This window comes from Levilactobacillus sp. LN180102 (genome assembly GCF_050106635.1).
In the GTDB taxonomy this organism is placed as follows: domain Bacteria; phylum Bacillota; class Bacilli; order Lactobacillales; family Lactobacillaceae; genus Levilactobacillus; species Levilactobacillus brevis.
The window spans coordinates 41,587-55,869 of record NZ_JBNIIX010000006.1; the positions used below are offsets into that span (position 1 = coordinate 41,587).

Annotated in this window: 8 protein-coding genes and 1 pseudogene; 1 reads left to right on the forward strand and 8 read right to left on the reverse strand. The window is 46.5% G+C overall.

Features of this window, described 5'->3' with window-relative positions:
* Positions 1-311: 311 nt before the first annotated feature.
* The 7 genes and pseudogenes from ACP4IT_RS05205 to alsS all read right to left on the reverse strand — a co-directional run bounded on the left by ACP4IT_RS05205 (position 312) and on the right by alsS (position 11,768).
* A complete protein-coding gene (locus tag ACP4IT_RS05205) occupies positions 312-887 on the reverse strand; it encodes a WxL domain-containing protein (protein WP_024855169.1) in 576 nt (191 codons plus the stop codon).
* Positions 888-1,329: 442 nt separating this feature from the next.
* The gene (locus tag ACP4IT_RS05210) at positions 1,330-2,043 is read right to left on the reverse strand and encodes a class A sortase (protein ID WP_011667280.1); all 714 of its coding nucleotides are present in this window, start codon (positions 2,041-2,043) and stop codon (positions 1,330-1,332) included.
* 184 nt (positions 2,044-2,227) lie between these two features.
* A complete protein-coding gene (locus ACP4IT_RS05215) occupies positions 2,228-2,479 on the reverse strand; it encodes a type B 50S ribosomal protein L31 (RefSeq protein ID WP_011667279.1) in 252 nt (83 codons plus the stop codon).
* 99 nt (positions 2,480-2,578) lie between these two features.
* Positions 2,579-3,865 (reverse strand): UDP-N-acetylglucosamine 1-carboxyvinyltransferase, encoded by a 1,287-nt coding sequence (locus ACP4IT_RS05220; RefSeq protein WP_426855238.1) that lies wholly within the window; start codon positions 3,863-3,865, stop codon positions 2,579-2,581.
* 343 nt (positions 3,866-4,208) lie between these two features.
* A pseudogene (locus ACP4IT_RS05225) lies at positions 4,209-8,752 on the reverse strand (mucin-binding protein).
* Between the two features lie 611 nt (positions 8,753-9,363).
* Positions 9,364-10,077: an acetolactate decarboxylase gene (budA, locus tag ACP4IT_RS05230; RefSeq protein ID WP_011667276.1), complete on the reverse strand. Its 714-nt coding sequence runs from the start codon at positions 10,075-10,077 to the stop codon at positions 9,364-9,366.
* A 14-nt stretch (positions 10,078-10,091) separates the two neighbouring features.
* Positions 10,092-11,768 (reverse strand): acetolactate synthase AlsS, encoded by a 1,677-nt coding sequence (gene alsS, locus ACP4IT_RS05235; RefSeq protein ID WP_156646732.1) that lies wholly within the window; start codon positions 11,766-11,768, stop codon positions 10,092-10,094.
* A 116-nt stretch (positions 11,769-11,884) separates the two neighbouring features.
* On the opposite strand from alsS, the gene ACP4IT_RS05240 reads away from it, so the two are divergent.
* Entirely contained in the window at positions 11,885-12,307 is a 423-nt protein-coding gene (locus tag ACP4IT_RS05240; RefSeq protein WP_011667274.1) for a MarR family winged helix-turn-helix transcriptional regulator, read from the forward strand.
* Positions 12,308-12,413: 106 nt separating this feature from the next.
* Here the strand turns inward: ACP4IT_RS05240 and ACP4IT_RS05245 are convergent, their stop codons facing one another.
* The gene (locus ACP4IT_RS05245; RefSeq protein ID WP_225439539.1) at positions 12,414-14,120 is read right to left on the reverse strand and encodes a DUF5776 domain-containing protein; all 1,707 of its coding nucleotides are present in this window, start codon (positions 14,118-14,120) and stop codon (positions 12,414-12,416) included.
* Positions 14,121-14,283: the final 163 nt, after the last annotated feature.

Here is a 14,283-nt window from a genome sequence, read left to right on the forward strand (position 1 = left end):
ATCTCCTTTATATCCTTGCTTGTAATCCCCTAGTAACTTACGAGCACCTCAATGAACGTAATTATAGATGGCTAAAGCGTATCTGTTAGCCGCTCATCTTTCGTGCCTATCAACGATTCATTTATATACTAGCACGCTTTGTGCTATTTGTCCACTATTTATTAATTGTGGTATCAATCTTTATTTAGCTTAAGTTAAATTCAGTAGTAGCTAAGGCAAAAATCGATAGTAGCGCTGATAAAAGCGTCATCTCACAGTTCACCTTAGTTATTGCAGAATCTCTCGTCAACTACCGCATACAGTCAACCAGTCTATTCTGGCGTGTTACCTAACGTCCACGTCAATGTTGCCGTGTACACGCCACCCATGGCGTTAGCTGGCACCGTCATTTGTGATTTGGCATAGTTACCTTGCCAAATTCCCAAGCCCTCTTTTGGGGCAGCCTGCATGGCAATTTGTTCGCCACTACCAGCACCGTCAAAGCTGAGGTTGTTGGCAGTCGCTGTAGAGTTATTGTTTTCATCCAAAGGTTTAGCCGCCGTAGTTGTGAATCCATACGTTGCACCAGCTAACGGCTGACCATCAGCGTCCGTCATGGCCGAAGCAGCAACTTTCACGTTCCAACCAGTTGCTGAGCCGGCATTGGTTACTTGTAAATCATCCGTTTGGGTGCCAGCTAAATCTTTGATCTCATTCCCGGTTAACTGCGCGGAAAAACTAACATCTGGGGCGGAGTCTAACTTGATCCCACCATTAACCCCCGAAACCAATGTTGCTGAAGCCGTGGTCTTTTGGGTTGAGTCAGCCTGCGCATTAGTCAGAGAGCTGGTCCCAATGCCCGCCAGCAAAGCTGTTAACATCAACATTTTTAAAATTTTGTGGGTCATCGTTGCTCCCCCTTTTCCAGAAACACACTCTATTACTTTCACCGTCGGCCGCTCCTGCTAGTCATCAGAAGCTTATCATGGCCCTCTCAATATCCATATTTATAATATCATGGTATTAATTTTTTGTCCACAATTATTCTTCTGTGGTAGAGATTTTTTCGAAAAATGATTGGACCATAAACAATTATCTTGCTTATTTTCGTAAAACGCCTACGTATAAGCATTTTAAAGATTATCGTTTGATTACTAGCCGACCTTACTTTTAGCCATCCATCAAAATGTGGCCACAAGTTAAAGATGTGTCATGTCGTTTATACCTTACACCAAAATTGATTAAAAAAAACAACACAGTATGCGCTTTCAATCGTCCTATATCCTTATTTACAGCATAAAAAAGGAGACAATCGCCGTCATCGCGGTAATTGCCTCATACTTATCAGTTTTAACTTCGGTTGTTAAAGCTACCATGGAACCCTTTTTGAACAGACGTTGGTGCGTCCTTATAGGCCATCTGCTTCACATATTTTCCCCGAATCATCAAGCGGTTCGCACCGGTAGCATCACACGTAATTAAGGTGACCAGTTTTTGCTTGGTTTGTGCGATAACCTGCACATCCGTTGCCGGAATGAACTTCCGCACGCTCACCTGATACTCATAGACGCGCTTAGCATCCGTCAGATAAATCTTTTGTCCAACCCGCGTCTTCCAGTACAGGGGACTGAATAAAATCGTCTGTGAGGTCATATGGTGCCCAGCTAACGGATAATTACCTTCTCCCATCTTCTGGTCCGGTCGCATGGTTCCCGCGGTCAGAGCCAAGACCTCATTGCTAATCCCCTTAGCGATTGGCAAATGAACCTTGGACTGGGGCATCAAAATCTCACCAACGACATGAATATCCGCTGTATTCCAGCGGGCATTGGCCACCGTTGAGAAATCCAACGATTTTACCTTACTAAAGTCATATGACGCTTTCTTCTTTTGATTACTTTGAACCGATTTACGTGAAATCCGTGGTTGATAGGAAGAGATCAACCAGTTTTTAATCTGCTCGTTGAAGATTAAGGCCAACGAGATTGCTAATAAGAAGATAAACAAAACGGTCCATAGCCACCGCCAGCGGTGCTTCTTGGGTGTTTGTTTTTTCTCTGCCATTTTACTTTACTCCAATCCCCAATTTCATAATCTCTTCGGTTCTGAATTTTACGCCATTTACGATTAAAAACAAAGCCCGGCGCTTCAATCCACCAGATAGACTATCCAACAGCCAAACCAAGCCAAACAAAAAACCGGTGACAGCTAAGCTGCCCACCGGCCAGACAAATCATAAACTTTATAATTAGTCGTTGGATAAACCGTACTTCTTGTTGAAACGGTCCACAGCACCATCGGCTTGGGTAAACTTTTGCTTACCTGTGTAGAATGGGTGGGAATCAGAAGTAATTTCGACACGGATCAATGGGTAAGTGTTGCCATCTTCCCATTCAACCGTTTCGTCAGAAGTTGCCGTTGAACCAGACAAGAACTGGAAACCAGTACTTGAGTCTTGGAACACAACTTCGCGGTAATCTGGATGAATTCCTTGCTTCATAATGTATTACGCTCCTTTGCCCTGATTCATTGACTGAACCAGAGATTGATTAATCGTCAACCGTTGAATTATACCATGGATTACGCCAGCCATCAATGGCTAATCGCGACCATTTTCAACTAAACTATCTTCCACGATCTCAACGTTCGCATTCAAAGCTGTTAATTTAGCCACGATCCGGTCATACCCCCGTAAGATATTATCGGCTTGATCAATCTCCGTATCGCCCGTTGCCATCAGTCCAGCAATCACTAAGGAGGCCCCGGCTCGAATCTCGCCCGCCTGCACATGGCCGCCAATTAAGTCATCACTCGGGTCAACCACAATCATCCCGTCTTCTGATCGGATGTTAGCCCCCATCTTTCGCAATTCGGCAATGTGCTTAATGCGCTTGGGGTAGATCGTATCAATGATGACACTGCTACCAGCCGCCCGGAACAAGAGTGGCGTCAAGGGTTGTTGTAAGTCGGTCGCAAAACCAGGAAATGGCATTGTCTTCACTTGAATTGGCGTGAGTTCTGTCACCCGGGGAACATAGATGCTATCTTCACTAATCTCTAGTGGCACACCCATCTCAATGAGCTTAGCCGTGAAGGATTCCAAATGTTCCGGAATCACATTCTTCACAACAATCCCATCACCCACGGCTGCTGCCATCGACAAATAGGTTCCCGCTTCAATGCGGTCAGGAATGATCGTGTGGGTGTTCATCGCCCGTAACGTTGGCACACCCTCAATTCGAATAACATCGGTACCAGCCCCACGGACGTGCGCGCCCATGTTATTGAGGAACGTGGCAATATCAATGATTTCTGGTTCCTTGGCCGCATTTTCAATCACCGTAGTGCCCACCGCTTTAACGGCAGCCAAAATGGCATTAATCGTAGCCCCCACGGACACCATATCTAAGAAGATCCGCGTGCCATGTAAGCCTTCCGGACCCGTGGTAATCTTCACTGTGCCATCATGTTCAGTAACACTTGCTCCCAGCGCCTTAAACGCCTTGATGTGTTGATCAATCGGCCGTGGCCCAATATTGTCTCCACCAGGAAAGCTCAGCGTGGCCCGTTGGAACCGCCCCAACAAGGACCCCATAAAATAATACGACGCGCGCAAGCTCTTAATTGCTTTACTTGGGAGTGGCGCTTCAACAATCTCAGTGGGGTCAATGGTTAAGACCCCGTCTTCAAACGTAGAATGTACGTTCATTGATTTCAAAATTAACATCAAATTGTGGACATCAAGAATATCCGGTACCATATCAAAACGCACCGGTGTATCAGCCAAAATCGCTGCCGGAATTAACGCTACTGTGCTGTTTTTCGCGCCGCCAATCGTCACTTCACCAGTGAGCCGTTGGCCGCCATGAATAATCATTTTCTTCATTGTGATGTGTTCCTCACTTAAATTTACTTCCATATAATTCCATACAGTCAAATACAATAATAAATAATCCCGCACTAAAAGACAACCGTTTCCCACTATTTCGCCGAAATTGTAATATAAACATCCAAAAAAAGCGCGAAAATCATCGCAAAATTTAATTTTTGCCCACCAATTGGCGGTTAAAAAGGTTATTAACCAAACTCTTTTAGCGATTCTCTAACGTTACCAGTTTGAGCTTAAAGCTAATTAAACTGATAAAAAAAGAATCTAGCATTGTGCTAGATTCTGATGTAAAACACCGTACCCTAATTGCGCCATAATCCATGTAACAAATCGACACCTATCAGCCTTCATGACGTCTTTTAAGCATTGCACTTAGTCCCGCTAGTAGAGCCGCTACAATTAACCCAAGGATTTCGGCTGTAACACTCGCTTGCCGGTTGTCATTCGTTTGTGGCAAAGTCGCTCGCTTCTGTGTTGTAGCCTGCTCACGCGTTGTCACTTGCTTATTTTCTACAGCTTGCTTGTTTTTTGCAGCTTGCTTTATAGGCCTAATCGTCTTTCCTAATTCAAGAGCCGCAGCAGTCGCACCGGCCATTTGAACTGGTTGCTTAATCTTCTTCAGTTGTTTTACCTGAACGACTTTCTTTTGCTTCTTCTGTGACTTTTTAACCTTTAACGGCTGATCAGGCGTCTTAATGGTAACCGTGTCGGCAACATAATCAATCGTTTGGACGTCATCAGCACTATCTGGCGTGACTGTTACGGCCTGCGTTCCAGTGACGGACGGATGATAGCCAGAGATAGCTATCGCTGGGACGCTGACAAAGGTGTTGTCATCTTTACTCGTTACCCAACCACTATAAACAACGGTCCCCGTCACGTGATCAACCACTTTAGTCCGGGTAAAAGTAATTGTGCTTATCGTATCCGTATGCAGTGGTGTGCCATTGCTAGCTTGATAATGAACCGTTTGGGTAATTGTCTTAGTCTCTGGCGTCGTGTCAGTTGCGTGGGCCAGACGAACGGTGTAGTTAACACCACCCTCACTAAACGGTGCCCCTGAGGTTGGGTAGTCATCACTCACTAATTCGTAGCCTTGTTTAACGTAAGCCGCAATCGTCGTAGCCGTGCGATAATCGGACGGTGTATCAGGGGTACCGGACAGGCTCACCGTAGCAAGAACGGCACCCGTGGTGGTATCAACGTACGTCACCGTGGCTTCTTTTGAGCTAGCCGTGTACGTCACAACAATATCGTTATCTTGATCAGTTCCCAACACTGACGTATTACCAGCGACCCTCAGTATATCGGCCGTATAGCCCGCAATCATCGGTGAATCGACTGCTTTATAGCTTCCGGTTAAACTACTATCATTCAACCAGTCCGTATAGACTTTTGTGCCGGCTACGACGTCAATAGTTACATTACGACTAAAGGAGATTGCCTGAACATTATCCATCCCAGCTAACTCGCCATTCTCAAATTGATACCTAATGGTTCGACTAACTTTTTTGGATAAATCTTTTGCTGCCGTTCCGTTTGGGTACTTCGGTCCATCCGGATTATCTGGGTTGATTGGATCACCCGCCACTCCGGGATTGTCCGGGGTGACCGTGATGAATTTATGCTTCAAAGTTACCGTATATGCTTGAACAATTCCGTCTTGATCATAGACCACCCCGGCTGCTGGATAGCCATCAACGTCCAGTTCATAGCCCGCCTTAATGTACTGAGCGATCCGCTCCGCTGTCCGATAATTCGAGACGGTCTGATAATCACCAGTTAACCAGTCTGTCGTCAGCACCACTCCCGTTGTCGTATCTTCATAGGTCACCGTGGCTTTTTCAGGATTAGCCTGATAATAAACTTGTACGTCTGGACTGAGATCCGTCCCACTCACCGTATCACGACCCGCAACACTCGTTGAATCAGCCGTATAACCAGTAATCACAGGCGAATCAACAGCCTCAAAACAACCAGTCACGGCCCCATCATCAGTCAACCAATCTGTGTAGACGACTGCGCCATTAACTTCATCCACCGTGACGTTACGACTAAAATTAACCGCTTGCACATTGTCCGGCTTAGCCGTGCGACCATCCTTGTATAAATACTGAATCGTTCGACTGACTTGCTCAGTTAAATCCTCAAAGTCAGTTCCGACTGGATATGTGGGTCCGTTTGGATTATCGGGGTCGATCGGCTCGCCTGGCGTACCCGGATTATCTGGCGTGCGCGTTACAAATTTATGATCAAGCGTAACCTGGTACTTTTGAATACTGCCGTCCTGGTCATAGACCACCCCAGCAGTTGGATAGTCATCAATGACCAGGTCGTAGCCCGCATTCTCGTATGCGGCAATCGTATCAGCCGTCCGATACGCATCCGTTGTTCCGTACGCCCCTTGTAAGGTTTCCGTCTTAATTACCTTGTTATCAGTTTGGTCAAAATACGTCACGATCGCCGTTTCAGTCTTGGCTAAATAAAGATACGTCACGGTCCCACCCTGATCAGTTAACGTGCCATTATAGGTTAGTCCAGTATTGGGCGCTAACGCATAGCCCGTCTTGGGTTTGTCAACCGTAGTGTAGGTCAAATAGTCCGCGGCCGTTGCGTCCGTAGCATGTGTCGCCGTACCAGTTTCCGTAGCATCTACCTGAGTCTCACCATTAGCATCCACATGTTCGTAAAGGTACTTCACCGCAATGTCACCAATGGTCAAGGTGCCAGGAATGACTGAAATTGTATAGTTTTTATTCACCAAATCATCAGCGTCAGGAGTGGCCGTGATTGTCTTAGTCCCAACCGCACTCATGCCGTCCGTCACACGATACTTCAAAGTCTCGCCATCAACGGTCCCGGTAACCACCGCCGTCAAATTCTTTTGCGTTCCGTCAGCCCAATAGACCTGGCTGGGAATCGTAATCGTCGCTTTGGCGGGATCAATTGTCAACGTCCCATTGACATACGAGATTTGATAATTACTGGTATCGGCTACCGTGGTCCCGGTCATGGCATACGTACCAACCTTCGTATAAGCCGTCGCACCACTGCCATCTGCCGCAACTGTGGTAAATGCTAACTGATCATAATTGGTCCCGCTAGTAACAGTGGCAGTCGCGCCATGTGCTCGGCCGTCATAAACTGCATGATCATCCTTGACCGTGACTGTCAGATCTGCTGGCGTGATCACCAACGTCCCATCCGTTGTGGTGACATTGTAGTTCTTAGCTAAAATTGCTGCTTGCGTGGGATCCGCTAACGCGTATGTCAGGTCGTCATAGGTACCGACGTCTTTGCCGGTCGTCGTGGTAAAGTCCAAGTGATCATACGCGGTTCCGTTCGTTACGGCCACAGATGTTCCCTGAGCCTGACCATTATAGGTCACTGTATCACTGGCTATCGTTAACCCGAGATCAGCAGCCTTCACGGCACCAGTCGTGGTGAAAATTGCTGTATCATCCAGAATATAATTCGGCCCCAATGCAGCTTGAACTGCTGCCCGACCTGCGTTATTAAGGGTAATTGTATATTTGCCAGTGTCCGCCCCGGTCAAGTTAGTTTCGGTACCTTGATACGTATAAGTAAAGTCTGCCGGCGTTAAAATACTTTGACCGGCCTTGCCAACAACGTCTTCGGCGGCATAGTCAATTTCGCCGTTGCTAATTTGAAGGACATTTTTCTTTTCTGAATCTTTAACGGTGACTAACGGTATCATTGTTAATGATCCCACATACGCTTGTGATGGCCGAAGCATAGTTAACCCGTTCACACCAGTGGTGGCTGTGATTTTTGCGGGCACAATGTTAATTGTAAAAGTGTAATCGGACGTCCCAGTTGAAAAGGTGGGGACAAAGTCAACAAAAACATTGGTCGTGGTATCATAAGCATTATATCGTTGCATAACCTGGCTCATCGCGGCTTTCCCCGCCGCATTAATCGTCACTGCGTAACTACCAATTTGATTAAGCGTTGAAAGGTCTGTATCTTCGGAATATTTCGTGACGTGACCATGCACATCAGTATACATAACATCAAAGTAACCATTGACATCAACAGAGTCCAGAAAAAATGCATATAGTAAATTGACCTTGTTTCCGTTTACATCTTCTAAGTAATTGCCCGCTGCATCTTGAATATAGTAGGCAACATTGTTAGCTGGCGTCTCATCTGGAGAACTAATATGAAGTCCGATATCCGCCAGCGACGCATCGCCATAGCTCATCGCCACGGTCCCCGTAGTTACTAACGATACGGTGGGCTGGGCCTCAGCTTCACTAACCGCAGCTGTGACATTCATGGCCCGGCTAGTGATACGATTCGTCATTGGCATAGCGTTCGTATTCGTCGCTGTGGTAGCCGAAGAAGCAGCGTCACTGTTGGCATTATCAGTAGTTCCAGCAGCTTGCTGACTTTCTTGATCAGAAGCTGCATTACTGGTGGTATCACTTGCCGCCGACCAACGAGTATTCTCTGTACTTTGACTATCCGCACTTGAGACCGTTGGTTGTGTTGCCGCCGAGTCAGAGGCAGCAGCCCCCGTCGCAGCCCCTGACACTGCACGACTGGTTGAAGCTGCCGGAGTTGCTGTCGATTGACTATCACTAGCAGTTGAGGCGGATACCGCAGCAGCCGCAGTAGATGTTGCGGCCGCACTACTGGATTTCAATACCACCGCATTTTTAGTTTCTGTTGGTGAACTGGAACTGACAGTAGCACTGTTCTCAGTCTCATCAGTGTCACTGTTCGTTGCCGCCTTAGCCTGGTCAACCCGATTCCAACTGAGAAGACCGTTATACCAGCAGTTACCCAGCGTCTCCCTGACTTATAAAGCTTATAGTGAGTCTTCCCTTCTGGTTCCATCTTATTTAAACGATTCCGCACGATTCTACCTCCAAAACCCAGACGTTTATGTAAACAACAAGCTAGATAGATTAGGCCCAAAAAGTTTATACATACAGTTAACGTTAAACCAGTTATTTACCCCCATAAGACAGGCGCTTAATTAAATCCTTTAATTATTAGTACCTATTCAAATGGATAAAACTAGTTAAGAACAAACGTGTTAAAAATATAATTAATCTACCTGTTCCCCCAAAAAACAAACATTACATAAAAATGTTTTCTATAAACACTCATCAATTATTGAACTATTCAATAGGTATTATATCATTCTAACTGTACTTTAACATGTCATTCAACATGCTATTCTCCTTATAGTTTCCGTTAAAGGTGCACCGAACTATCACCATATTGCAGAAGTTTCTAGTCTTTCATTTCCTAAATAGCCAATTGACTTGGTTCCACAACAAATAAACGACCCTAAGCATCAACAACAAATACTCAATTCTAATCCATACAAACCATGTCCATGCCAAGCAATTCTGGTATTAGACCACAAAAAAACCGTCTTTGAATAATTTCAATTCAAAGACGGTTTCTACTTGTTGCTAACTAACTATTTTCAACCAGTCGGCTTATTCGCTGGCATTCAGCTAACCTTCTGCTTGGTGCAGATCAGCCATAATATTATCTTGTGAAAAATCATGGTGCTGATAAGCGGCGTCTGCCACTGGGAAATGCTGTTCTAGCGTTGCAAAAGTCTGGATCATCACCGTTCCACTTGCTTGGCCGAATTCTAGCAAGTGACCACCAAAGTCATGATCGGCTGACAGAAAGTGGTGATGAAAGCCACCCACGGCCACTCCATCAAATAACTGCGGTGCGTAGTAGCTCAGCAAGGTCCCCTCAACCTGTTTTCTCTTAAAAATACTTTGATGTCGAGCCGTTTCGGCTAATGAGTCATATGGCGGTTGCGATTTAGCCACAGCCCGTGTGGTGACATCCGTAAACGTCCCCGTCAGTTTAACAGAGAAGAAAATATTGGGCTGTTCAGCCGTCGCCAGGATCTGTTTCTCAACTGCCGAACGGGTTGCCGCTATCACCGTCATTAAAGGCTTGTAAGCCGCAAAGTGACTGTTCGCAAAAGGCAACGTAAACGCATCCGCTACCACATTAACCCGTCCCGCACTATCTACCTGATAAGGTGTGCCGTCCAGAATAATCAGTTCACCATCAAGACCTTCACCCGTCCCAATACCGGTATCACCATGCTGCAGTAGTTCGCCCATCGTCAAGGTACCAGCTAACAATCCCGGCACTAAGAGGGCTAACGTTCCGTGTTGGTATAAAACTGTTGTGTTTGTCATGTCATCACTTCCTTTTAATTGAGCACGTCCGTAAGTAATTGTGATTTTAACTGCTGATTATCCCGATAATCAACTGGTATCTGGACAATCACAGGCCCGTTTGTTTGGAAGGCTTCCGCTAATGTTGACGCCAATTGATCCGTTTGGGTAACCCGCAGCCCCTTGGCACCAAAGCTTTCAGCGTACTTCACGTAATCCACTGGACCGAAGTCAACCCCCGCATCATGTCCGTACTTAGCGATCTCTTGAAAGCGAACCATATCATAATGGCCATCGTCCCAGATTAATTGGACGATCGGCAACTTTAACCGGACAGCTGTTTCTAACTCTTGCCCGGAGAAGAGAAAGCCGCCATCGCCCGATACGGATACAACGGGTTGCCCTGGTCGCTCTAAAGCCGCCGCCATCGCCCAAGGTAAGGCCACGCCCAATGTCTGCATTCCATTACTGAATAACAGGTGCCGAGGTTGATAACTCCGGAAGTATCGGGCCAACCAAATGTAAAAACTACCAACATCCACTGCCACCGTCGTCTCATCCGTCACTTGCGCTTGGAGCGCTTGAATAATAGCTAAAGGATGAATACCGTGGGAATCATCGGCAGTTGGGGCAACCGCCTGTTGACTAAAGGCGTGGCGCAACTCAGCTAAGTCATCGTGTACGGATGCTGGCAAGGCCCACTCAGTCGGTAATTTAGCCGTTAAGGCGTCAACGGTTTTAGCAATATCCGCGTGAATCACCATTTCCGGCTGATAATCCGTGCTAATCTCTGGCACCACACTGTCGAGATTGATGACGGCCCCGTGGCGATCAACATTCCACAACCGTGCTTCATATTCAACAGGATCATACCCAATCGCAATCACCAAGTCACTGCGTTTCAACAGATTATCGCCAATTTGGTTGCGGAATAGTCCCACCCGACCAAAGTAGTTATCCTCACCCGCATGTGAGACGACACCGGCACCTTGAAATGTCTCTACCACTGGCAGGTCTACTTGATCCAGTAGCCGGCGAATAGCAGCTGTCACGTCGCTGGCAGAAGCCCGCATGCCAGCCAAAATTACCGGCAATTTAGCGGCTTTAATCTGGTCCACCATGGCCGTTAAAGTGGCTTCATCCGCCACTCCCTGTTGCACGGGCGAGACGGTACCAATTTCCGGCCGTTCGACGGGTGCACTTAACACATTTTGCGGGAGCGATAGAAACGTTGCTCCCGCCTTAGGGGCCTGCGCCAGTCGATAGGCGTTAGCAAATGCTTCTGACAGGTTATCCGCGTGTTGAACTTCAACGCTACTCTTAGTGGCGGTTGCCAATAATTCTTGACTGGGAATGCTCTGATGCGTCAATCGCCCGAGATCATCTTGGGGCACTTGCCCACCCAAAGCAATTACGGGGTCGCCTTCTGCTGTGGCCGTGATTAAGCTGGTTGCCAGATTGGAGACACCCGGACCCGACGTTGTGGCAACGACGCCCGGTTTCCCGGTTAACCGGCCAATTCCGGCCGCAATCAAGGCCGCGTTCTGTTCGTGGCGGGTCACAACCAACTTAGGTGTCCGCGGGTCTTGACTGTATTGAAGGCTCTCAAATAACTGGTCGACCTTCGCGCCGGGAATCCCAAAAACATACTTAATTCCCTGATTAATCATACTTTGAATTAGCGCTTGCGCGCCGTTTTTAGTGGTTGGCATCTATTCAACCTCGCTTTTTTAGTTTGCGTTCATGTGTGTTGACAAATCAACATACGGCTATCATAATAAGTTTAAGTTGTTTTGTCAACACAGACACTCATAAAGGAAGAATACGCATGACAGATCTTGGTTATCTCGCCCAAAACATTTCTATTTTGCACCGTAAATACTATAAGGATACTCGAGCCGCCTTTCAGGAACTTGGGCTAAATCCGACTGCCGCTTGTGTGTTGCTAACCGTTCACGAGCATCCTCACATCAATCAAAATCAAGTGGCTAAGGCGCTCGTGATTGATAAGGGGCTAACCACTCGTGAGGTCAACAAATTACAAGCTTTAGACTATCTGGTTAAGACCGCCGGAACTGGAAAATCCTTAAACTTACAGCTCACATCCACCGGTGACGCCATCGTCAGTCAGGTTCAAACCATCCGCCGGAACTGGTGGCAACGGCGCTTTGACGAAGCCCATATTGACGCCGACAGCCCCCTCATTCCAGCAATTGAAGCAGCAGTTGCTAATGTCACGCAGGTGGATTAATCGTTACCCTTAGATACCGTAAAAAGCACGCAGTTCACTGAATTGCGTGCTTTTTACGGTATGATTTAAGTTGATTGTGGCCAATTAATGCCAATACCGATGCCAATTAATTGGCCACAACAAACTGTCGGTTAGCTGTAATATATCCGCCAGCTACTCGGTAACGCAAAGTCCCGGATAACCTTGGGTTACGCCCATGCGAATAGTCCCAACCGGTAACGGTCAGTGTCTTTCCCGGCTTAATTCGCTTAATGAACGTCGACCCATTAACATCTCGATAGAGTCTGATCGTCCGCTTAACCTTAACTTGTTTAACCAGCCGAGGTTTGGTTGGAGAAACCCATTGCTTATTGCCAGTCACGTATGTTCCGTTGGTCAGTTCATAACGCGTTGTTTGACCAACCTGAGTCTGTTTAACAACTGTTAAGGCTGTTCCCTGTCGGTAATGCTTCTGTTTGGTTGCTTGTGCAAAGCGCGTCCCATCGTAAGCATTCGTTCCCTTAGGATTTGTCACGTATAATTTTTGATACATGCCTTGCCAATAAAGGGCACCAACATAATCAGCGTTGGCGGTCACGTAAGTCCCATCTGCTAGCTTGTATCGTAAGTGCCCACTGGTAGATTTGGCCGTTCCGACAACTTCAAAGATTGGCGCATAGGCTTTAGATTTTTGAGCATAATGACTCACGCGTTGATTCTTCTTAAATGTGGCATTCTTGTAAGTGTATAGCGCCCGCTTGCCATAAATCTTGAATGGCGTAAAAGTAGTCGCCTCGTCAGCGGTGCTGGAACTGGCTGACGACTCAGTAGCCGTCGGGGTGGTTGGGTTAGCTTTGTAGGTCACGGTATACGTCTTTTCGGTTGGCGCAAAGGCCACCGCTACTTCTTTTTGATCCGGGGTGTAACCGGAAATTGTTGGTGATTTCGCCGATACAGTAGTCAACCCTGCATAACCACTGAGTTTAGCTGAAGGCGCCGCTTCTGTACCATCTGCGAACTTGTAGTTAACGGTGGCATGTAAGAGTTGGTCTTGGGGCACACTGGTGAATGTCTGTGGGCCTTGATTCACGTCAACGGGGAATGTTTCATAATCACTGCCATCCATATCCATGATTCTTGTGAGTGTCATCTCTTGGCCTGTTCCTGCATTGATTACGAAAGCATCGTCAACCAGATACTTGGCCGATATCGTAAATAGTCCCGTTGTATAGGCCGAAGTTGCAGTCGTCGTTGCTATATCCGATGTTTCACCACTAGCATTGAGCTGATTAATGATAATTTTAGCGGTATATTTATTGGGTTGTCCAGGCAAGACTATATAATAGTGTCCTGGACTCTTAGTGTATTCTACCGGCTTTTCTGTTGGCATATTTTCGAGATCAGCTGTATTCATTGACGTATGATCAAACACGTTACTGATAGTCGCCGCAGCGTCTGAATTAATGTCAGAGATTAAAAACAGGCCATTTGCTATTGATGAGTATTCCATCATACTCCTTTTTACCAATGCAGAATCTGAATTTAAGTCAGAGAGTATATCCCCGAAAGTCGTCGAATCCGAGACCGTTATATTATTGTCTAAATTAATAGATGCTATACAACCTTCCGGCGCGGAGAAAGGACTCTGCGAACTAATACTCGGTCGCGTATCGGGTACCTTCCCGTGCCATGCCGGTGTATAAACATCTAGTGTCTCTTCATCGGTGGCGGTTGTATCGTCGGCCGCCGCACGAATCGCTGGCCCCCCAAGTAGCATGCCAGTTATCAACATGGCTACCATCAAAAACCATTTGAATATCCGTTGTTTTCTCATCACTATCCCACCTCATATGTAATTTGTCATGTATTACAGCACGATTAATAACACGCGTTACAACAATGTTAATTATAAACCTTTATTATGTGAACAAACGCTATTCAAGTCTTGAAATGTTTCCGCTTACATAAAATGGATAAGAATTAATTTTACCTATTCT